Origin of the sequence: Mesorhizobium sp. M0701, from assembly GCF_040320365.1 — a bacterium.
Taxonomy (GTDB): Bacteria; Pseudomonadota; Alphaproteobacteria; order Rhizobiales; family Rhizobiaceae; genus Mesorhizobium.
Window position 1 is genome coordinate 1 of the sequence record NZ_JAMYPO010000039.1, and the last position, 19,806, is coordinate 19,806.

The window sequence follows — 19,806 nt, forward strand, 5'->3', positions numbered from 1 at the left end:
CGGCACCGTGCTGATCGCAATCAGTCCGGCTTCATTGTCGGCTTCTGACGCTCAGGACCTCGCGTTCGCTCACGCTGACATGCCACACAGCTGAAAGACGTCTATTTGGATTGCGAGCGGGGAGGCCGCCGGTGCGCTGGGGACGGAAGACGTGATCTACTGTTCGATGCGCGAGTTCGGACTAGGCGCGCGATAGCAGTTTGCGCATAATCAACGATGCATGGCCTTCTGCACCGTGCGACGCGGCCCTGCGATCGACCACTTCGAACCATGTTTGCGGTAAAAGGCCATTGCCCGGTCGTTTCCCTCGAGCACTTCGAGTGCGATGCTCGGATGCCGGAATGGGCGGCAAAGACAGCGTGCAATATATTAGCGGCTAGCCCGGTGCCGTACTCGCCAGCAGCTCCGGCCGGTCGGCGCGAGCGCCGGATGCCTTCTCGCGATAGACGCCGGCGATGTAGTACCCGGCATCCCTCGCCCCAGCGATGATCGATTCCTGGCGATCAAGATCCTGCCCTTGCGTACTGACCCGCAGATAAACACGAGCAACGGGCATATCCCCCTCCCGCTCGGCTCATTTAGATATACTTCAATGCGCTCTGGCTCAGAATTCGGCAAGCGGATAGCCCCATAGGCTGGGTCAGAAATACGCTGCAGCAGCCGCCATGATTGCGGTGGTCGCGAAACTGCCCATTGTGGCCCCTGAACATTAAGCGGGCACCGATATACGATAGAAAAATCAAAGCATGAACACCGGCCCGCTTTCGGACTCGCGGGCTTGTCCCAAGCGAGTCGAAGGGCGCGGTAAGGTGGAGCCCCGCCATTTGGCCCGTATAAATGGATGACATGTTCTGCCACTCGCCTTCGACTTGGATTCGCTTAGGTAGCCCCTCTGTCCAATCTGTTCAGGCTTTCGCCCAGTACGACAAGCGCGATGCCGAGCAACGCGATATCCTTGATTAGGAACTGGCCGAGGGGACCGAGCGCTGGAAAGCCCAGCGCAGGCTCCCAGATCGGCAGGACAATCATGATCGAACAGGTGACCAGGAAAATTAGCGCGGCCAAGGCCCCGCCGGTCACACCGGCGCGCGCCGACCAGGGGTAGGCAATCAGCAGAAGCGCGGTCGCGATCTCAACGACGCCAAGCACATAAGAGGCACCGGCCTCACCAAAGACTGGATACATCCAGGCGAGCCAAGGCGTGCCGCCGATCAGCGGTCTCAACGCCTCGATCTCGACCGTCGTGAACTTCATCCCGCCGATCATGAGAAGCGGCAGTATGACCCCGGTCAGGGCGACGATCCGTCCGGCTTTCCTGATCGCGGCGATCTTTCGCGCCCACGGCCGGGGAGTTGTCTCGTCTGGACCTTCAGGCTCTGATGTTTTGAGAACCGCCATGAGTATCCTCCTCCTGTTCGATGACACCGTGTCGTGCTTGGGGCTCAAGGTTCAATCGGTGTCGTAGATTTCGCTGGCTACTGTCCAGCCTCAGACTGTGCTCGCACGTTTTGCAGCAAGACCACCGCAAGGATGGCTGCAGCCAGCGCCACCAACGCGCAGATGCCGGCAGTCATCTGGAACGCCTGAGTGAACACCTCCCGCGCTTTGCCGAGCAGATCGGAACCGAGCGCCTCCGGCAAGGCGAGCCCAGCTGCCACGGCGCCTCCCAGCGTGTCCTTGGCAACACTGATTTCTTGCTCGGATACCCCGTCCGCAACCATCCCGGTCATGCCGCTGCGATAGATGGCGGTGACGATGCTGCCAAGGATCGCGATGCCGAGCGCGCCACCCAATTCGCTGCTGGTTTCCGCGATGCCGGAGGCCGCACCGGCTTGCTCGGGTTCAACGGTCCCCACGATGAGGTCGGTGGCCAACGTGAACACCGGCGCAAGACCTAGGGAGAAGACGCTATAGCCTATGACGACGATCGCGAGATCGGCCTGACCACCACTGCGGGTGAGAATGAGAAATCCGGCTGCCGCAAGCGCAAGGCCGGCCGCCATCACATAGCCCGGGCGAGCCCTGCCAACCGCGATTGGCGTCAGCATCGAACCGGCGATGAAAGCAACGGCGGAAGGCACGGTCCACAGGCCCGCTACAAACGGTCCCATCCCCAGCACCAGTTGCAGGTATTGCGCGATGAAGAGAAACGAGCCAAACGCGACGAAGAAGCCGAGAACGTTGACCGCCAATGAAGCGCTGAAGGCGCGAGCGAAAGAGCCGCAGATCGATCAGGGGTTTCTCAGCCGCGGTTGGCGCACGGCGAAAACCGCGCCGACAGTCACACCGAAGAGAATGGCGGACGCCGCCTCCGGGCGGAGGCCGTGTTCGGCGATATCCTTGATGCCGTATATCACCGAAAGCACGGCGACAAGCGATAGCGCAGCGCTCAAGATGTCGAGCCGACCCGCTTCAGGATCGCGATACTCGGGCAGGACCATCGGACCAAGCACCAGCAGCGCAACCATGACCGGTACCGCCACGAGGAACACGGAGCCCCACCAAAAATAGCTCAGCAGGATGCCCCCGACCAACGGACCGATGGCAGAGCCCGCAGAGAAGCTGGCGATCCAGACGCCGATCGCAACCGTACGCTCCCTCGGGTCGAGAAACATGTTGCGGATCAACGAAAGGGTGGACGGTGCAAGCGTCGCCGCGGCAATCCCGAGCAGCGCACGCGAAACGATCAACATTCCGGCACTTGTGGAGAGCCCTGCGAAGACCGAAGCTATTGCAAATGCCACCGCGCCGATCAAAAGCAGTCTGCGGCGGCCGATGCGGTCGCCCAACGTGCCCATCGTGATCAGGCATCCGGCAAGCAGAAAGCCGTAAATGTCTAGGATCCAGAGAAGTTGCGAACTCGACGGCTTCAAGTCGGCGCTCAAACGCGGCACAGCCAAGTTCAAAACCGTCAGGTCCATGGAATAGAGCAGGCACGGCAGCGCGATAACTGCGAGCCCGAACCATTCGCGGCGTGTCGCTCTGGGCGCGGTTATGTCGCTCGTGACGGCCTCACCGAGCTCGAGAGCACACGCTACGGCACCGCCAGTCGCACCACCTGGGTCGGAAATTGTACCGATCTTGTTCTCTGACGGCATTCCTTGATCTCCTTGTCCGCCAAGCGGCTGGTCAATTGCCACCGCTGTTTCGATCGCTGGATTACTCCGATGCGCTGCTCAGTCCGACTTGTATGGGTACGAGTGGTGTTCGTGAGCGATGATCCAGCGGTCACCCTCTTTCCGCAATCCGACGGTAAGGCGAAGGCGGGTTGCCGGATCCTTTTCAAGCTCGTCCTTCGTACCGCACCGCAGCGATGCGGTTGCAAAAGCAACCCGGTCGCCCGCCGTGACATCCAGCCGCTCGATCGCGAAAACGCCGCCGTATTTGAAGTGGTCGAAGAACGGACCCCAGCTATCCCGGTAAGCCTCAATTCCACGAAGTTCGTTCGGGGGTGGGACATCGAACATCACGAGGTCCGTCGCGTGATCCGCCATGATCGTCTCCAGGTCTTGCTGCTGCACGGCGTTCGCCCAGCGCTCGATAAGCGCCTGGATGTGTGCCTCAGCGTCACGCTCCTTGTTCACCATTAGAACTCTCCTCCTCCTCGATATTCTTCCGTCAAGCTGGTTCTTATCGAGGACGATCGGGAGGCTTCAATCCGACATTGGGTGATCATACTTGGCTCCGTCCAGCCAATCCGGCTGCTGCGACGCGTGTTCTTGAGTGTCAGCTTAGGGAGAGACGTTCAACTTTCCGTGGGTCGCGAGAGGGTCAAAGTCACTGGTTTCGGTCAACGTCTGCTTACGAGCCGCCAAATCGGCCCAGCAAGGTCCGGTTTGGTCAACTTGAGCCGGTAGCGGTCACTCGAAGGTTCGCTTCACTGAGAGCCGACACTCCACAGCTTTTGATGTTTGGCGCGCCGCTCGGGGATGTCCATCTCCGGATGTGACTGGAATTCGGCTCCTGTCGTCGGCGCGCATGACAGGTCAAAGCCGCTGCTCGTGTCAGGATGTCTGTGATGAACCTAGGACCGGAGGACGTCATGGACATCTACAGTCTCGTTGCCGCGAACCTTCAAACTTCGGCTCGTCGGTCGCCGATGAACGCCGAAGCCGAAAACCGCTACTATTCGAAGCAGCTCGCCGTGCCCCGCTTTGGCCCGGGGCTGCTTCGGTCGATCGCCATGACGGCCAGCGTAGTCCTGGTGATCGGCATCGTCCTGATTTGGCCATGCATGCAGCGCATCGTCGGGTCGTTAGTCGGCTCCGCCGACGGCGCCGGGCAATTCTACAGCCGCGCGGTCAGCGAGGCCCGTGATCTGACCACGAAACTCTCGATACCAGAGACGAGGACCTGGACGGCCCGGTAGGCTTCGATAATCGCGCCCAACGCAAGCGCGAGTTCGCAGCCGACATGGGCCTGCAGGCCCACGTGCTTCGCATGGCAGCCGAAGGTGCCGTCTCGGCTTACGAGGACATCACAGGCGAAACCTGGAAGCCCTACGCTCGCCCGGTCGAGCAGCCTGCAAACTCGGTCGACCAAAAGGCCGCAACTGTCCAAATGGCAGCCTTCGAATAGGACGATCGCGGGGCTTTGCCCCGCCTTCCTTCAGCGTCCGCAACGCCATTGCGACCTGGTTCTGAAAAAGAAAAAAGGGCCGACGGAAAACCGCGGCCCATAACGTGTGAAGGTCATGGACCTCCAGAGGGGAACAGCTGCTGCGGCGGACCTGGGAGGAAGCCGCCATGTGCATCAACTGAAGTCTGTATGCACGAATCACGCTGCACTTAATTTTTGTGCAGTGCAGCTATGCGTTCGCGGCTCGTTTGACCGCAATCGTCGCGCTGGCGGTTTTCGCTTTGATAGGCCGTTCAAGCCAACCCTACCCGGTGATCAACGGCAACTTATGTAGCCACCGATCCGTGGTGACTTGATCCAGCACGAAGGCCGCAACGTTTTCGCGCGAAATGGAGCCTCCGCGGAACTGGTTCAAGTTCGTGAGCGTCTGGATCGTGGTGCGTGCAGGCTTGTTGTTGAGAACTGAAGGACGGACAATAGTCCAATCCAGATCGCTGCCCTTGATGATTGCCTCCTGACGATTCTTGTCGGCGTAAACCTTGCGCGGGAGCAGAGGGAAGATCAGCTTGTCGAAGAGGAAACCGCCGTGCCCTGCGCTGTCCCCAGCGCCCATACCGGTGATGGCGACGAGACGCGAGACGTGTTCCGCTTTCATGCCGCTGACAAGCGCTCGGGTCGCGGTCGAAAGAAGGGTGACTTCGCGAAATGGGCTTGCGGGTGTGCCGAGTGCGCTAATCACGGCATCGCGACCCTTGAAGGCCTGGCGCAACACCTTCTCGTCACGGGCGTCTCCAACGACAATCTTCACTCCCTCATGTTTGCGGCCTTTTCCGGCGAGCGCACCAGGAGGGTGACATCGTAGCCGCGGCTTACGGCCTGGCTGACGATATGGCGGCCGGTCGGCCCGGTGGCACCGAGCACCAGGATATTCGGTACGGCGGCGAAACGTGTTTCAGGGACAACGGGTGTGGTCATGATTTTGGTCCTCTTGAAAGCCTGGCGCCTCTCAGGAGGCCGCCCTGTTGGTTTGGATGCTGGTGATAATCAGAGGCGGCCCTCTGCGAGCAGTTCGCGGGTCCGCTTCAGCGTCGACAGCAGGGCCGACTTGTAGCCCTTGTCGCTGTCGAACTGCGTCTGCTCGGCCTGTTCCTCTGGGCCATCAGCCTCCTTGCCGCGCAGGCCGAGGTAGCAGTAGAACTTCAGCTGCAGTGCGCCGGCTTCGTCCTCGAAAAGCTCATTGATAATGGCGCCTTCGCGTGGGCCGGTCGCCTGGAAGAAGGTGACCTTGCTCTGCGGCTCGAGGGTGATGATCTCCCTGATGTCAGAGCCGGCGATGGTGGCTTCGCGCACGAAGTGGGTATCACTTTCCTCCACGACATTGCAGCGGGTGCAGAGACCCGGCGGGAGGAACAGGCGCGCGTCGCGCGCCTTCAGTTCCAAACCGTTCCATACTTGCTCCCGGGTGAGCTTTGTTTCGCCTTCCGGATTCACCGGGACGGTTGCGGTCGAATAGATCATGTTGATGGTCCTTTGTTGTTTGAAATTGTGGCTGATTGCCTCAGGCAGAGGCGGCGGTTTCCGAGGCAAAGTCGCGGTAGGAGCGGAGCGGACGTCCAAGAAGCGTCGTCAGGCGCTCGACATCACTGCCCTCGGGCAGCATGCCATCGGTCAAAAATCGCTCGCCCATCATGCGCATGTCGTAGGCCATCCATGGCGGCATGAACTGCTTGAGGTTCTGCTCGAAGGCAGCCGTATCGCCGCCGCCATAGTTGCTCTGGCGAGCGAGCACGTCCGACCAGATCGCGGCGATATCCGCTCCGGTAAGGGTATCGGGACCGACCAGGTTGATGCGAGTGATCGGGAGCGGCTGTGCGGCCTGTTCGCGGCGCAGCAGCTCAAGGGCAGCAACCTCCGCGATATCGCGAACGTCGATCATGGCAAGCCCCTTGTCGCCGACGGGCATCGGGTAAACGCCGTAGCCAGCGATGACGTCCTTGATCGTCAGATCGTTCTGGATGAAGTAGGCCGGGCGCAGGATGGTAGCGTGAAAGCCCATCTGCTCGATCATCCGCTCGACGCCGAACTTGCCGGCGAAGTGCGGCACGTTCACGTAGACGTCCGGGTGAATGACTGACAGGTAGACGATCCGTTCGACGCCAGCCGAGCGGGCGACGTTGAGGGCGATCAAAGCCTGGGTGAACTCGTCTGGTGCGACAGCGTTCAGCAGGAAGAGCGTCGAGACACCGTCGAAGGCGGTACGTAGGGAGTCGACGTCCAGGAAGTCACCTTTGACGACGGCAACACCTGCCGGAAAATTGGCCTTGGAGGGGTCGCGGACGAGAGCGCGGACATCAGCGCCGCGGTCGACGAGGTGATGGATGACTTGGCCGCCGATATTGCCGGTGGCGCCGGTAACGAGAATGGTCATTGGATTTTCTCCGGGTTGGTATTGCTTGACACCCGGAATATGGCTGGTTCATTCTTAAACCAATAGGCTGTTAATTTGGACAGTTCGTCTCACAGGTGGAACGATTATGGATCTCGTCGCCCTTGCCGATTTCAACGTTGTCGCGCGTCACGGTGGCTTCGGCAAAGCGTCGCGGGCGTCCGGCCGTCCCAAAGCGACCTTGTCCCGACGGGTTACGGAACTGGAGGCTGCCCTTCGACTTCGGCTCTTTGAACGTGGCGCGCGCAACCTCAAACTCACTGAGGAAGGACGCGCCCTTCATGAGCGGACAGCCTCTCTGCTGACGGAGCTCGACGAAACGGCGGCCACCATCGCGGCGGGCGGGGACAAGCCGCGCGGCAGGTTACGGATCAGCGCGCCGCTGCTGTTTTCGCAGACAGCCATGGGCAGGATCGCGGCGGGCTTTGCATTGAAATATCCCGACGTGCGGTTGGAAGTCACGACAGAGGACCGAGCCGTGGACATGATCGAGGAAGGTTATGATCTGGTCATCCGGGTCAATCCAGACCCAGACGAAAGTCTTGTCGGCCGAGCCTTTCTGCATGATCGCCTGGTCGTCGTGGCAAGCCCCGATCTGCTCCGGCCGGCCGCAGATCTCTCGGTGCCAGGTGTCGTGCGTGGGGCCAGCGATCGGCAGACCTGGAACGTCGTGACTTCAGAAGGATCCGCGACGATCGGGATCGAGCCCATTCTCGCACTGTCGTCCCTCATCATGGTTCGGGATGCCGTGCGAACCGGCGTAGGCGCTGCTCGTATGCCGATTTCGCTGGTGAGTCACGACCTGGCCGACGGCACTTTGCTGCACTGGGGTGATATCGAAGGTTCCGAGATCGCGCTGTGGGCGCTTTACCCGTCGCGGCGTCTGTTGAGCGCGCGCGTTTCTGCCTTCCTGGATTTTCTGAAGCAGGCTTTTCCCAACGGAACGCCCGATGAACTGGCGACCTACATCGGCAAGTGAGGGGCCAAAGCAGCCTGCTCCACATTTTGCAATCGGGCCGGCGTTACCCAGCGGTGTTTACCCGCGAATAGGCGCCGGGCGGCATTCCCACATGCCGACTGAACGCGACGCTGAAGGCGCTTGCCGAGCCATACCGACGCGTTGCGCAATCTCCGCCGTGGCAACATCCTTGCGAAGGAATTCCTTCGCCAGCGCCATGCGCCGCCGATCGCGTATTCCATCGGGGCCACGCCAACCTCCCTCCGGAAACGATCGAAGAAGGTCGAACGGGACATGGCAGCATCCCGCGCGAGTGTTTCCACCGTCATGCTGCGACCTGGATCCGCGTGAATCCGGCGCAAGGTCGGTGCCAGCAGCGGATCGCCCATACCGCGCAGGAGACCGGGTGGGGCCGCGGCGCTTGCCGTTGAACGCAAAGCTTCGATCAACAGCACCTCCAACAACCGGTGAAGCACCATCTCACGGGCGGTCCGGTCGGCTCTCGTTTCGTCGTTTATCATCCCGACCAGCATCATCAGCCGCTCTTCGCCCTGGACGTGGATAACCTCTGGTAGCAACGAGACGAGAAGAGTCTTGTCATCCGAGCCAAAGGCACAATGGCCAACCATCGCCTTGATTTCGGCGGTCGCTTCTGGGTCACCGAGCCGGAAGACACCCGGGCTGGTCTCAAGACGTTGGGCAAGGGCTCCGCGAGGCGGCGGTTCCAGGCTGCTCATCGTGAACGAGAAGATTTCCGGAACCAGCACGAAGTCGCCGGCCATCAGCAACATCGGAGCAGCTGCCCCATGTCGAACTCGTCGCGGACGATTCCGGACATCTCCTCCCGGCGGAACGCGAAGCCGTAGTCGAACAGGAAGTCGTCGCCGTAGGCAGACACGTAGGGCATCGTCCACCCGCGCTGTGCCTTAGTCGCCACCAGCTTCTCCAGCGGCGCCCGCGACATCGCGATGAGCGTCACGTCGCGGTCGTTCACGTGCGTGACCATGCCGCCCAGCCCATCGCCGACCGAGGTGCAGCCCGGGCACGCCATCTTCCAGTCCTCCCCGAACATCAGGTGATAGATGAGGAGCTGCGCGCGGCCATCGAACAGCTCCGGCAAGGACTTCGGCCCGTCGTCGGTGGCGAAAGCGTAGTGCTCGGAACCCAGGGCAACTCACGCCGCTGCTTGGTGACGCGCCGTTCGTGCGCCGCCAGCTCCCGCTCGGCCGCCAGCAGCTCCTTGCGGGCGGCCTGCCACTCCTGCTCAGTCGCGACCTCCATCCGACCTCCCTATGTTCGACCTCGTCCTTGTTGAAACCGCGCGGCAGCGGAAAACTCATCGGCACCTCGAAGTCGACGACCTCCGCGACCCGTCCGTCCTCGAGGGCCTCGAGGCGCAGGACGGACAGGGCGAGCGGACGGTAGCCCGGCTCACCCGACGAGCACAAGAGCAGCATCGTCTGGTTGGTCCCGAAGCGGTCGTTCCATCGAGCCGATTGCTACCCGCGGGACGCGCCATTTCCTGACTTTGCCGTTTACGCCGCAAGGTCGCGGCTCGAAATCAAACCGGACGGTCATCCAATCCTGTCCTGGGCTCCAGCGGCAGGTTTTGCACCGGGATCGTCATGCAGACGTATTGCCACGATCATTGCGCTCGTGAACCCGCCCCGCGTCTTCCGGCGATCTGATCGCCTGTCGCGAGCGGCTCAGGTGCTTTTGAGCGTGCCGTTCATCCCTTCCGGATAGAAGCCGCCCTTGCTCACTCCGTCCTTGTCGTTGAGATAGACGATCCGGAGCACCTCCTGCGGTTTTCTGGTGAAGGCGATTGCGTCCGGCGTTGAAGGAACGATGTTGGCTTTGCCGTCCACCTGGATCCCCTGGTCCTTATCGTCCGATCCGTCGATTTTGTCTCGGGCATCGGAGACAGCGTTGGCGGCCTTCCAGGCTTCCTCTCCCTTCCGGTATAGCGTCGATCGCGCCATTCCCATGTGATAGGCTTCGACCGCAAGAATGCCTGCAGCGGCGGCGAGAAAATCCTTGTTCTTTAGAACTGTCGCCGCACCCGCATAGGCGGTGACGCCGACATCCTCGAACAACATCCCGCCGAGAACGAAGTTCGTCTCATTGCCGAAGGGGTCGAAGTCCGCACCGAGACCAGCCGCTTCCGCGACGGCTTTGAACCCTGCGTCGAAATCGATGGCCGGCCTGTCGACGACGTTCTTTCCAAGCGTCTTGCGGTAAAATCGGACGTGCGCGAGTTCCTTTTCCGCAACTTCCTGCATGAATTCGCCGATGGCCGGCGTCTCGAACGAGACTTGCTTTCCGCCAACGACGTCGCCGGATTTCGAGCCGGCATCGGCTGCGTCGATGCCTTTTCCGGTGGTGCCGCGGAGATAGTATTCAGCCTCCATATATTCGAGGTTGAGCGCAAAGCGGAAAATGTCTTCGTCCTGCACGTCCTCCTGGGCATAGGCGCGAGAAACCGGCGTCAGGCCCGTGGTGGTGGCGAGGGTTGCTCCCAAGCCGAACTGCAACGCGCGACGGCGCGAAATATGAATTGAAGGCGTGACACGGATCCTGACTTCCTCCCAAAAGCCCGCCGGTATCACCTGTTGGCACCTGATCGCGGGCCAGTCTTTCTAACCCCGTAAAACTCGATAAATGTTCCTTCGGTTGTCGCGCATTTTCGCCAAATGTTGTGCTTCGAATCCGAGCCATGACCTTGAGCTGATTATGGGCGACTGATGTCTCTCGTCTTGTCGAGAAGCTAGAGATCACAACTGCATCGATGTAGCCTTTTATGACCAGTGATATCTACGTCATAGGCGTCATTTGCGCTGGCCGGTGCTTCGGCGCCAATACACAAGCGAACGCCGATTGGCTTATTCGATCGAAGCCAGGGGCGCTACGGCCGGTCCGTTCAAAGCCGTGCCATCGACGGCAAAATGCGAGCCGTGGCAGGGGCAGTCCCAGCAGCGTTCCAGCGAGTTCCAATGGACATGGCAACCGATATGGGTGCATGCGGCCGATCGCTTGTAGAGCGTGCCGTCCTCATCGCGAAAGGCAGCGACTTTGGTAAGCCCCTGGCGGACGATAGCCCCCTGTCCGGGCCGCAGCTTATCGGCGGCATCAATTTCACCAGGCGCGACATACTCGGCAAAACTCCTGATCGCTGTCGCATTCTCCGCCAAATAATCGCCGATCGCGCGTGCCGTCTTGCGAGAGGGTTCGTAAAGTTCCCGCCAGGGGCTTTCCCCTTTCAGGATCAGGTCGGAAATCAATTGGCCGGCCACAACCCCATGGGTGATGCCCTGACCGGAATCGCCGGTAGCAACGAAGACGTGCCCGTTGCCGGGATTACGGCCGATGAATCCGGCGTAATCGACGGTCTCCATTACCTGCCCGGACCATCGATTGGCTTCCGCGCCGATATCGGGCACCAACCCTTTGGTCCAGGCCGCCAGGCTAGCGAAGCGGTCGTCGGCGTCGTCGGCCTGCCCTGTCTTGTGATCCTCACCACCGACGATCAGAAAGTCGGTCTTGCCTTCGCCAGGCTGCAGACGGACGTAGTGATAGGGGTCCAGCGTGTCCCAATAGAGTGCATCCGGCAAAATGTCGCGCGCGATCTCGAATGCCATCGCGTAGGTCCGATACGGCGCCTGCTTGGTGTGGAGCGCCACCCGATCGTTGATCGGCGAGTTGGTGGCGACAACGGCCGATTTGGCAGACACGGCAAAGCCTGAGACCGTGGTTACGCGCACGCCGCCGTCAGTCTCCTCGAGTTTGTCGACGATGGTATCCGCATAAAGCGCGCCGCCGCGCGCGCGGATGCCGGCAGCCAGCCCGCGGAGATATTTGAGCGGGTGGAATGTCGCCTGATTGGAATAACGAAGGACGGGCGCGTCCGAAAACCCAGCAAGCGGCACGCCCACGATTTTCTCGACGTCGACTCCGATCTTCAGAGCGGCGTCCAGTTCGCGCTCGATGACGGATTCCTTTCTGCCTGACGCCGGAAACAGAAAGCCGTCGAGGCGGCGGAAATCACACGCTATACCCTCCGCCTCTTGGATTGCTTGGATACGGGCGATAACGGCCGACTGGCTTCGGTAGTAAATCCGCGCCAGTTCCTCGCCGCGCAATTTGATCAGTTCCGAAAAATAATCGTCGCAGATCGATGACAGATGCGCGGTGGTGCGTGCCGTCATGCCGCTTCCGATCCGGCCGCGATCAAGCACTGCCACCTTTTGCCCGGCGACGGCCAGTTCGTAGGCGACCGACAGTCCGGCAATACCAGATCCGACGACCACGACATCGACCTGTTCACTCCGCTCGAGCGGAACCGCCTCAGGCGCGACTTCGGTTGCCGCCCAAAGCGATACAGTCCTTTCATCGCTGACATTCATGGCGGAACTCTCCAGGGCATCGATCAGGAAATGGACGCGAGGGGCTAAAAGTTCCCGCTGCGTTTGTACGCCGATCTAATGCGCTAAGCTCCACGGACTGCGCAGGTGGGAAGCCCCCCTTCGCGCGGGTTTCCAGGCCAGCTGTTTCAATCGCCAGTTCGAAGCGTTAGCCGCATTCGCGGACAATTGCCGTGGTCCGCCAACAGCGAGAACGCTGGCCACATCTGGCAAGGCGCAACCAGTACGTGACCGTGTAGTGTCTGGACGATCTTGAAGGCATCCCCATGCAGTGTTCTATGAGTAGACACCTCGAAGTTCCAGGATACGATGCTATGCGACTTAAATGGCCGCGCCCGATTGTCGCCGTTTGGGGCGCGCCTGACCGTCCCGGCCTTCAGGACCACGTTGCCTCGGCCGATACCCACTGATGGAATGCGGCGATACGAGGGTCGGTCCAGCAATCTCTTCTGCAACACAAGTAATAGGCCTCCGTGTCGTCAGAGATCTGCATGTCCTTGAACGGCAGGACCAGTTCTCCCTTGGTGATCTCTTCGTGGAGCACAGAGAAGGTCTCCGATCGCGACGCCCTGGCCCATGGCCGCGGCACGATAGGCCATATCGGCACTGGGAAAGACCTCACCCGAGTTCACGTCAAGAAGGTTCGGCACAAATCGCCCAGCCCAAACTTTCCAATCGTGCCGATCAGACGTTTCATGCAGCAGGTTATGGTGAACCAGGTCGGCAGGAGAGGTTAGTGGCACCCCTCTCTCCAGCAGCTTTGGAGAGCAAACTGGGGTGCCGAACGATTGCAACACTAGCACCGCGTCGATATCTTTCGGCCCATTTGAATTACCGCAGTCAAAGGCGAGATCGAACTCACCTCCGAAGAAAATTTCCCAATCATAAGGAGCGGTCGTTAGCAATGGCCTGCAATCGGTGTCCGGGTAACATCACGTCGAACTCGACATCAAAGACCAGTTGGAGGTCGCATATCAGCCGATCGAGCGTGTGTATTTTCCAGAGATGGGCATTGCATCGGTGGTCGCCACCATGACCGGTGGGCGGCAAAGCGAAGTCGGCATCGTCGGCCACGATGGCATGACAGGGGTTGCCGTTATCCTCGGCCAAGACAGATCTCCCAATGAAACCTATATCCAGGTCGCCGGCAATGGCTGGATTCTGCCCGTTGAAGACCTTCGCGCTGCGATTGCAGCAAGCCAGTCCCTTCGCGAGTCGCTGCTTCGCTATGCCCACGCGTTCCTCGTGCACTCGTCCCGGACCGCGCTGGTCAACGGCCATTCCAAAATCGAGGAGCGGTTGGCCCGCTGGCTGCTGATGGTCCAAGACCGCGCCGAAGGAAACAAGATCTACCTGACGCATAAATTTCTGGCGACCATGCTTGGTGCCCGGCGCCCCGGCGTTACCACCGCCCTCCAAATGCTTGAACATCGGGGGCTGGTTCACGCCAAACGCGGCGAGATCGCAATCGTCGATCGCGTTGGAATGATAAAACTCACACACGGTGCTTACGGCGAGGAGGAGCAAAGTCACTTCGGCCTAGCCTCCGCCTAACTGTTCGGAATCGGACAAACCCTTGCAGGCTGCCGAATTGGTGCTGAAGCGCCGCGTCGCCGAGGCCGGGCTCGAGCCGCAAGCCTTCTCCGCCCACGGCCTGCGCTCCGGCTATCTTACCGAAACCGCCCTTCGCCAAAAAGACGTACAACCGCTCTGGAGCCCGGTCGGGTGGGGCTCGGTTGCCTGATGCACGACCATTTTTTTGCAGCCGCCCACAGTTAAGAGCGCACAACCAGCGGCACGAGGCCCTCGTGTCGCTCGTCGAGATAGCAGACGATGCGGTCGCCGACGCGCTGAAAAGTGAGGTCGACCTTCACGTCACCGACCGCTAAGTGCCGGAGGACGATGTTGTCGATGCCTATCGGCAGCCGAGGGCGTTCGACATTGATCTCGCCCTTCCAACCATCGATCCGAATCCCCAGACAGGCTTGCAGCATCATGAAGGCGGATCCGGCGGACCATGCCTGTGGCAGACAAGCCACGGGATAGGCCACTGGCGCATCACCGATCGCACGCGTAAACCCGCAGAATAGCTCCGGGAGCCGCATGTTGAAACGGACCGCCGCCTCGAACATGCTGCTCATAAGCTTCACGACACTGGTGCGCTCCTGGTAGCGGGCGAGCCCAGCGGCACAGATTGCCGTATCGTGCGGCCAGATCGAGCCGTTGTGATAGGACATCGGATTGAATGGAAGCTCGTCGTCGGCCAAAGTCCGAACGCCCCAACCGCTGTGGAGATGGGCTGATAACAGCTGCTCGGCAACTGATTGCGCCCGTTCAGCTGACGGTAGCCCGACATAAAGCAGGTGACCGGGGTTGGAGGCGCGCACCGCGCATTGCTTGCCTTCGCCGTCGATTGCCAAGGCATAGAAATTGCGGTCTGACATCCAAAACTGCGTCTCCACTGCGTTGCGGATCCTTTCTGCCATGCCGCTCCAGTGCGCTGCCTTGGCGACATCGCCGCGCTTGGCGGCCAGCGCAGCCATGCCTTGATAGGCTGCGAAGACGTAACCTTGCACCTCGACCAGTGCGATTGGTCCCCTGGGTATCGTCCCATCGCTATGGAAGATAGCGTCTGCGCTGTCCTTCCAGCCCTGGTTGAAAAGCCCCGTATCTGCCGCCCTGCTGTAGGTCACGAAACCCTCTCCGTTGCGGGCTCCTACCTCCTCCATCCACGCGATGGCCGCACACAGCGAGTCCCACATGCGATCGACGAACTCGTCATCGCCCGTGCGATCGGCATAGGACCAGGCCAGGTAAACATAGAGCGGAGTGGTGTCGACGCCGCCGTAGTAGCGGCCGAACGGTAGCTCTCGCAGCACAGCCATCTCCCCCTTGCGCGTTTCATGCATGATCTTGCCGGGCTCGGCATCGTCAAATATCGAAGTCTCTGTCGACTGATAGCGGGCAAGGAACGCCAGGACCCCGCGGGCAAGGTCAGGGTTGAGCCACAGCATTTGCAAGGCGGAAATGACGCCGTCGCGGCCGAAGGCGGTCGAGAACCAGGGAATACCGGCGTACGGATAAGGCCCGGTCTCCAGATCAGTGGTCAGCAACGCTATGTCGGCGCGCGTGCGCGTGAGCCAGTCATTGAACACGCGGCCGGAGCTGAAGACGGTGGCGCCCTGTCGACGCTTTGAGCGCATGGCAAACCGCGCTCGCGCCGCGGCCGCGCGGAAGCGATCACTGGACGGGATTTCCTCGCTGTGACCGACCTCCAGATGGAGCGCTCTGCTGTCGCGCATCCCCACCACAATGAGGAACTCGGCGTGATTGGGGTGCATCTGATGGGGCGTCATCGAAAACGCGATGACGGATTGGCGCTCCACATTGTCGAGACCCTCGTAGCGAAACGTCACTCTTGACTCGCCCACTAGCGCGTCATGCGCGCGACCGCGCCGGCTGCGCGTAGTGCCGCGCACCTCAAACATGTCACGGAAATCGGCGTCGAAGTCGAACCGGACCGGCAGCAGCACCTCGCGCGCGGAGTAATTCGTGAAGATGACGCGCTCGAACATGCGGTCTTGCCAGATGAACCGGGTCCGATCGATGTGCACGACGCCCGGCAGCGTTTCACTACCGTTCGGCCCGATGGTGGCCAGATTTGTAAGATTGGCGGTGAATAGGATGTTATCTTGCGATAGCGAGGCGCCAAGCAGTGAGGGCATGCGGCCGCCGATGAACAGACGGAAGCGCGACAGCACACGCGTGTCGTCGCGGAAAAGTCCGTCGCCGGTGCCTCGTATGTCGCCATAGCTGTCCGCGACGATGAAGCAGTCCTCGTGCTTGAGAGCAAATTGCCTATGCGGCTCGCGCGGCGCCGATTCGTCGAGCGCCGGGAGAGCCACAGCTGGATCAAGCTTGCGTTCTTCGACTTCAGTGGTCATGTCAGCCCTCCTGTTCGAAAGAGACTTGGGCGGTGGAGACTTGGGCGGCGCAGGCACACATGCTTGCCCATCAAGGCCGGCGCCGAACCATCCTCATCCACAGCGTCTCGCATCAATCCCGCACTCGGCGCGCGATCGCGGAGAGCCTCGTTCGAATTCTTGGCGAATGATTGGCGAATTCTGTTGTAGAGCGCGATCAAAAGCGGCTCGAAGCCGATCGGTTCTAGGCCGGTTCGGTCAAACAGGCCTGACCAGCTGCATTTCAGCGCGGCCATTTCGAGAGCCAAATGCAAATCGCTTGTTGCCGGCGAGCGAGCGGTAGACCTCCATATAGTCGCTGCACATGCGCCCGACCATGAACCGCCTTTCAAAAGTTTCCCGTACCCGTGCGCGATCGAGACCGCCTATCCGCCGTACAGCCTCCACAGCTTCGTCGACGCTGTCCACTATCAATCCGGACACGCCATCATCGATGACCTCTGGAACGGCGCCGCGGTTGAAGGCTATCACCGGGGTGCCGCAGGCCATTGCCTCGATGGTTACAAGGCCGAACGGTTCGGGCCAGTCGATCGGAAACAGCAGCGCTGTCGCATTGCCCAAAAACTCCGCCTTCTGCTGCTCATCGATCTCGCCAATGAACTCGACATTCGAATATCGAAGCACCAGGGGCTCAACTCGCTCCGCCCAAAATGATTGGTCAACCGCGTCGATTTTGGCCGCGATCTTCAGCGGCATTCCAGCGCGGGCGGCGATTTCTATCGCCACTTCCGGGCCCTTTTCCGGTGAGATGCGGCCAAGAAATGCCAGATATCCCGAGGCTTTCCGCCGGAATGGAAGAATATCACGCGGCAGGCCATGGTAGACCGTTCCGAGCCAATTGACCGGCGGCATGGGCCGGCGCTGGTCATCGGAAATCGAGACCAGCGGAATGTCGTCGAACATCGCGTAAAGCCGCGCCAGGAACGGAAGGTCGAGCCTGCCATGAAGCGTGGTAACGGTTCGCTGCGCGAACTCTCGAATTATCGGAAAGTGGAGAACATCGACATGAAAATGCAGTGCATCGAATTCATCCGCCCGTTTACGGACCTGTTCAAGCATCATGATGTGGTAGGGAATATGGTTTTGGGACTTGGGATTCAGGCGCAGTGCAACATCGCAACACGCCACCAGTTCGGCCGAAGTGCGTGAATCACCGCTGGCGAACAAGGTCACCTCGTGGCCCTGTCGAACCAGCTCTTCCGTCAGATATGAAACGATGCGCTCGGTCCCGCCATAGAGCCTGGGGGGTACAGATTCGATAAGAGGTGCAATCTGGGCGATCTTCATTTTTGCAGGACATCGTGAAAGTGAAAAGTCGGCCTTCAACGAAAGCGGGCGACGCGCACACCTCTCCTTGTATTGCACCGACGCCAACTCTCGAATTGCTAATATGTTCCCGGGAAGATCACCCATCGTGACGTTCGGGCTAGGCAAGGCTTGAGGGCCTAGGTCCTGATCTTTGCGGAATGTTCGCGGGGTGCGGGCATTCCGGCATGGCATCGAGCGCCGGCATCAAGGTGATCATATTCTGGGTCAACGTGGCGTGTCGAAGCCGCTTCAGCGGGGCCGAGTTTATTCGCAGAAGAAGCATCATTCTCCAGATCCCCCCTGTAGCGCGAGGCGCGTCCGTGGCAGAACTTTGGCATGGCACGCCTTGGCCCGCTGCTGGCATTTTTAGCGCTCTATGCCGCAATGTATGCTGCATTCGGGACAGCGTCCCCGTTCTGGCCACGGTATTTTGAGGCGCGCGGCCTGACACCTGAAGAGCTGGGCGTTCTGTTCGGGCTAGGCAACGCAGCCCGGCTGATTGCCGGACCGCTCGCCAATCGAATTGCAGATCTTCTCGGTGCCCTCCGCATCACCCTGGCGGTCTGCATCGGGATCGCGGCAGCGGCGACGCTTGGGCTGGCTGCCGTGCAAGGCGTCTTTCTTCTGTTGGTCGTCTATCTGGCCCAGTCAGCCGGGCTGGCACCGATCACAACCCTCGCCGACGCCCTTGCGGCGCGCGCATCGGTGCGCGAGCCGGGTTTTGAGTATGGTTGGGTGCGGGGTGCGGCATCAGCGGCCTTCGTTGCTGGCACCCTCGCGGCTGGCCAGGTGCTCGGAGTTTTCGAGCTGGATGCGATTATATGGATGTACGCCGCGCTGCTCGCCGGAGCGTTGGCTGCCGCCGCGCTGGTGCCGGAATCAGACACCGGCGCCGAGCGGGCTGCGGACCCGGTCGGGCAAAGCGTAATCGGCGGGCTGCGCGAGCTGCTCGGTCTCCCGACTTTCCGGCGCATCGTCATGATTGCGGCGCTGATCTATGGCAGCCATGCAATGCATGACACCTTCTCGGTCATCCGCTGGACGGCGGCCGGGGTCGGCACGGCGGCGAGCAGCATACTTTGGTCGGAAGCCGTCGGAGCGGAGGTGGTGGTGTTCGTTGTGGTCGGGCCGATCCTGCTGCGCCGGCTTGGCGTGGCCGGGGCCGCTGCTCTGGCCGCGGTGGCCGGAATCCTGCGCTGGGTCGTGGAAGCGGAAACGGCGGCGATCTGGATGCTTGCGTTCGTGCAACCGCTTCACGGCATTACCTTCGCACTGCTGCATCTTGCCTGTATGCGTGTTATCGCCAGCAGCGTGCCGGCACATCTTGCCGCCACGGCGCAGGCCCTTTACGCGATCGGCCCGGGGCTGGCCACCGCGGGCCTTGTCTGGGTATCAGGTCAGCTTTATGGAGCCTATGGCCCGCCCGGGTTCCTCATGATGGCGGGACTCTGTGTGCTGTCCCTTCCGCTAGTAATTGGACTTCGTGAAAGGCCCCCACCATCGGATTGACGCGTATGAGGGCGATGGTCGCCGATTGTGCGAGCTTCTCAGCCAAGGGGTGGTAGCGGCGGAATGGGGAAGATGCCAGAGGGGCTCGTCAGCGCCCTCGAGCTTCGGCTTGAGTATTTGCACAAACGAGTCCAGCGGGGGGTTATACCGAAGGCGGATGGGAAACAGCGACTGGAAGACAAGATCGTTCAGGATGCAACAGTCACGGTGCTCAATGCATCTATGAAGGCGACTTCTGCGGTTTCTCCTACGGGTTCCGGCCCGGAAGAGGACCACACGGCGCATTGGATGCCCTGTACATCGCGATTGACCAACGGGAGGTGAACTGGATCGTAGACGCCGACACCCAGAACTTCTTCGGGACGGTCAGTCAGGAAAGGCTGGTTCGCTTCATCGAACACAGGATCGGCAACAAGCGCATCATCCGCTTGATCCGCAAATGGCATAGACATGCTCGGACATGACCTCGCGAACGGTCGTGTTGCCGGCTGAGCGCTCCTCGGCGACACCGCGCATCACGATATCGCGGTCGGTCACCATGCCGACCAGCATGTCATTCTCCCGACCGGAAGGGCGCCGAGATAGTCGGCCCGCATTTTCCGG

The 19,806-nt window shown here is 60.8% G+C and carries 17 protein-coding genes and 5 pseudogenes; 6 read left to right on the forward strand and 16 right to left on the reverse strand.

Annotated features, from left to right (window positions below; genetic code table 11):
- Window positions 1-376 precede the first annotated feature (376 nt).
- The 4 genes and pseudogenes from NKI24_RS27445 to NKI24_RS27465 all read right to left on the reverse strand — a co-directional run bounded on the left by NKI24_RS27445 (window position 377) and on the right by NKI24_RS27465 (window position 3,587).
- Window positions 377-556 carry a recombinase family protein gene (locus tag NKI24_RS27445; RefSeq protein WP_502901492.1) on the reverse strand — a complete coding sequence of 60 codons (180 nt, stop codon included), beginning with the start codon at window positions 554-556 and terminating at the stop codon, window positions 377-379.
- Between the two features lie 323 nt (window positions 557-879).
- A complete protein-coding gene (locus tag NKI24_RS27450) occupies window positions 880-1,398 on the reverse strand; it encodes a YkgB family protein (RefSeq protein ID WP_352450340.1) in 519 nt (172 codons plus the stop codon).
- A 77-nt stretch (window positions 1,399-1,475) separates the two neighbouring features.
- Window positions 1,476-2,996, reverse strand: a pseudogene (locus NKI24_RS36025) (MFS transporter).
- A gap of 180 nt (window positions 2,997-3,176) precedes the next feature.
- Window positions 3,177-3,587, reverse strand: coding sequence for a YybH family protein (locus tag NKI24_RS27465; RefSeq protein ID WP_352450337.1), 411 nt, complete (start codon window positions 3,585-3,587; stop codon window positions 3,177-3,179).
- 647 nt (window positions 3,588-4,234) lie between these two features.
- Here NKI24_RS27465 and NKI24_RS27470 point away from each other — a divergent pair.
- A pseudogene (locus NKI24_RS27470) lies at window positions 4,235-4,578 on the forward strand (hypothetical protein); the annotation flags it as partial.
- A gap of 304 nt (window positions 4,579-4,882) precedes the next feature.
- Here NKI24_RS27470 and NKI24_RS27475 read toward each other — a convergent pair.
- The 3 genes and pseudogenes from NKI24_RS27475 to NKI24_RS27485 form a co-directional block, all read right to left on the reverse strand.
- Window positions 4,883-5,553, reverse strand: a pseudogene (locus NKI24_RS27475) (NAD(P)-dependent oxidoreductase).
- Between the two features lie 69 nt (window positions 5,554-5,622).
- The gene (locus tag NKI24_RS27480) at window positions 5,623-6,096 is read right to left on the reverse strand and encodes an SRPBCC family protein (protein ID WP_352450336.1); all 474 of its coding nucleotides are present in this window, start codon (window positions 6,094-6,096) and stop codon (window positions 5,623-5,625) included.
- 40 nt (window positions 6,097-6,136) lie between these two features.
- A complete protein-coding gene (locus NKI24_RS27485; protein WP_352749881.1) occupies window positions 6,137-7,006 on the reverse strand; it encodes an SDR family oxidoreductase in 870 nt (289 codons plus the stop codon).
- 106 nt (window positions 7,007-7,112) lie between these two features.
- On the opposite strand from NKI24_RS27485, the gene NKI24_RS27490 reads away from it, so the two are divergent.
- Window positions 7,113-8,003 carry a LysR family transcriptional regulator gene (locus tag NKI24_RS27490; protein ID WP_352450334.1) on the forward strand — a complete coding sequence of 297 codons (891 nt, stop codon included), beginning with the start codon at window positions 7,113-7,115 and terminating at the stop codon, window positions 8,001-8,003.
- 43 nt (window positions 8,004-8,046) lie between these two features.
- Here NKI24_RS27490 and NKI24_RS27495 read toward each other — a convergent pair.
- Together NKI24_RS27495 and NKI24_RS27500 are read right to left on the reverse strand one after the other, a co-directional pair.
- A pseudogene (locus NKI24_RS27495) lies at window positions 8,047-8,776 on the reverse strand (cupin domain-containing protein); the annotation flags it as partial.
- Window positions 8,764-9,263: pseudogene (locus NKI24_RS27500) on the reverse strand (DUF899 family protein). The pseudogenes NKI24_RS27495 and NKI24_RS27500, both read right to left, overlap by 13 nt.
- 11 nt (window positions 9,264-9,274) lie before the next feature.
- On the opposite strand from NKI24_RS27500, the gene NKI24_RS27505 reads away from it, so the two are divergent.
- A complete protein-coding gene (locus NKI24_RS27505; RefSeq protein ID WP_352450333.1) occupies window positions 9,275-9,508 on the forward strand; it encodes a hypothetical protein in 234 nt (77 codons plus the stop codon).
- 180 nt (window positions 9,509-9,688) lie between these two features.
- On the opposite strand, the gene NKI24_RS27510 is transcribed toward NKI24_RS27505, so the two are convergent.
- The 3 genes from NKI24_RS27510 to NKI24_RS27520 form a co-directional block, all read right to left on the reverse strand.
- A complete protein-coding gene (locus NKI24_RS27510) occupies window positions 9,689-10,504 on the reverse strand; it encodes a ferritin-like domain-containing protein (RefSeq protein ID WP_352749884.1) in 816 nt (271 codons plus the stop codon).
- 360 nt (window positions 10,505-10,864) lie between these two features.
- The gene (locus NKI24_RS27515; RefSeq protein WP_352749886.1) at window positions 10,865-12,385 is read right to left on the reverse strand and encodes an FAD-dependent oxidoreductase; all 1,521 of its coding nucleotides are present in this window, start codon (window positions 12,383-12,385) and stop codon (window positions 10,865-10,867) included.
- 497 nt (window positions 12,386-12,882) lie between these two features.
- Window positions 12,883-13,308 (reverse strand): LysR substrate-binding domain-containing protein, encoded by a 426-nt coding sequence (locus NKI24_RS27520; protein ID WP_352450330.1) that lies wholly within the window; start codon window positions 13,306-13,308, stop codon window positions 12,883-12,885.
- Between the two features lie 55 nt (window positions 13,309-13,363).
- Between NKI24_RS27520 and NKI24_RS27525 the strand changes: the two genes are divergently transcribed.
- Window positions 13,364-13,957: a Crp/Fnr family transcriptional regulator gene (locus tag NKI24_RS27525; protein WP_352450329.1), complete on the forward strand. Its 594-nt coding sequence runs from the start codon at window positions 13,364-13,366 to the stop codon at window positions 13,955-13,957.
- A gap of 22 nt (window positions 13,958-13,979) precedes the next feature.
- Complete coding sequence (locus NKI24_RS27530; RefSeq protein ID WP_502901493.1) at window positions 13,980-14,147, forward strand: hypothetical protein; 168 nt, start codon at window positions 13,980-13,982, stop codon at window positions 14,145-14,147.
- A gap of 31 nt (window positions 14,148-14,178) precedes the next feature.
- On the opposite strand, the gene NKI24_RS27535 is transcribed toward NKI24_RS27530, so the two are convergent.
- A complete protein-coding gene (locus NKI24_RS27535; RefSeq protein ID WP_352450328.1) occupies window positions 14,179-16,347 on the reverse strand; it encodes an amylo-alpha-1,6-glucosidase in 2,169 nt (722 codons plus the stop codon).
- 237 nt (window positions 16,348-16,584) lie between these two features.
- Window positions 16,585-17,673 carry a glycosyltransferase family 4 protein gene (locus NKI24_RS27540; protein ID WP_352450326.1) on the reverse strand — a complete coding sequence of 363 codons (1,089 nt, stop codon included), beginning with the start codon at window positions 17,671-17,673 and terminating at the stop codon, window positions 16,585-16,587.
- A gap of 357 nt (window positions 17,674-18,030) precedes the next feature.
- On the opposite strand from NKI24_RS27540, the gene NKI24_RS27545 reads away from it, so the two are divergent.
- On the forward strand, window positions 18,031-19,203 hold the full coding sequence (locus tag NKI24_RS27545) for an MFS transporter (protein WP_352725954.1): 1,173 nt from the start codon (window positions 18,031-18,033) through the stop codon (window positions 19,201-19,203).
- A 188-nt stretch (window positions 19,204-19,391) separates the two neighbouring features.
- On the opposite strand, the gene NKI24_RS36030 is transcribed toward NKI24_RS27545, so the two are convergent.
- Together NKI24_RS36030 and NKI24_RS27555 are read right to left on the reverse strand one after the other, a co-directional pair.
- Complete coding sequence (locus tag NKI24_RS36030; RefSeq protein ID WP_502894554.1) at window positions 19,392-19,649, reverse strand: hypothetical protein; 258 nt, start codon at window positions 19,647-19,649, stop codon at window positions 19,392-19,394.
- The gene (locus NKI24_RS27555; protein ID WP_352450421.1) at window positions 19,624-19,755 is read right to left on the reverse strand and encodes a CBS domain-containing protein; all 132 of its coding nucleotides are present in this window, start codon (window positions 19,753-19,755) and stop codon (window positions 19,624-19,626) included. Before NKI24_RS27555 ends, NKI24_RS36030 begins: the two co-directional genes overlap by 26 nt.
- Window positions 19,756-19,806: the final 51 nt, after the last annotated feature.

Excerpts from the sequence above, each read along its gene's own strand:
- NKI24_RS27445 (WP_502901492.1), bottom strand. The coding sequence starts at position 556 with ATGCCCGTTGCTCGTGTTTATCTGCGGGTCAGTACGCAAGGGCAGGAT.
- NKI24_RS27450 (WP_352450340.1), bottom strand. The coding sequence starts at position 1,398 with ATGGCGGTTCTCAAAACATCAGAGCCTGAAGGTCCAGACGAGACAACT.
- NKI24_RS27465 (WP_352450337.1), bottom strand. The coding sequence starts at position 3,587 with ATGGTGAACAAGGAGCGTGACGCTGAGGCACACATCCAGGCGCTTATC.
- NKI24_RS27480 (WP_352450336.1), bottom strand. The coding sequence starts at position 6,096 with ATGATCTATTCGACCGCAACCGTCCCGGTGAATCCGGAAGGCGAAACA.
- NKI24_RS27485 (WP_352749881.1), bottom strand. The coding sequence starts at position 7,006 with ATGACCATTCTCGTTACCGGCGCCACCGGCAATATCGGCGGCCAAGTC.
- NKI24_RS27490 (WP_352450334.1), top strand. The coding sequence starts at position 7,113 with ATGGATCTCGTCGCCCTTGCCGATTTCAACGTTGTCGCGCGTCACGGT.
- NKI24_RS27505 (WP_352450333.1), top strand. The coding sequence starts at position 9,275 with ATGTTCGACCTCGTCCTTGTTGAAACCGCGCGGCAGCGGAAAACTCAT.
- NKI24_RS27515 (WP_352749886.1), bottom strand. The coding sequence starts at position 12,385 with ATGAATGTCAGCGATGAAAGGACTGTATCGCTTTGGGCGGCAACCGAA.
- NKI24_RS27535 (WP_352450328.1), bottom strand. The coding sequence starts at position 16,347 with ATGACCACTGAAGTCGAAGAACGCAAGCTTGATCCAGCTGTGGCTCTC.
- NKI24_RS27540 (WP_352450326.1), bottom strand. The coding sequence starts at position 17,673 with ATGAAGATCGCCCAGATTGCACCTCTTATCGAATCTGTACCCCCCAGG.
- NKI24_RS27545 (WP_352725954.1), top strand. The coding sequence starts at position 18,031 with ATGGCACGCCTTGGCCCGCTGCTGGCATTTTTAGCGCTCTATGCCGCA.
- NKI24_RS36030 (WP_502894554.1), bottom strand. The coding sequence starts at position 19,649 with ATGCCATTTGCGGATCAAGCGGATGATGCGCTTGTTGCCGATCCTGTG.
- NKI24_RS27555 (WP_352450421.1), bottom strand. The coding sequence starts at position 19,755 with ATGCTGGTCGGCATGGTGACCGACCGCGATATCGTGATGCGCGGTGTC.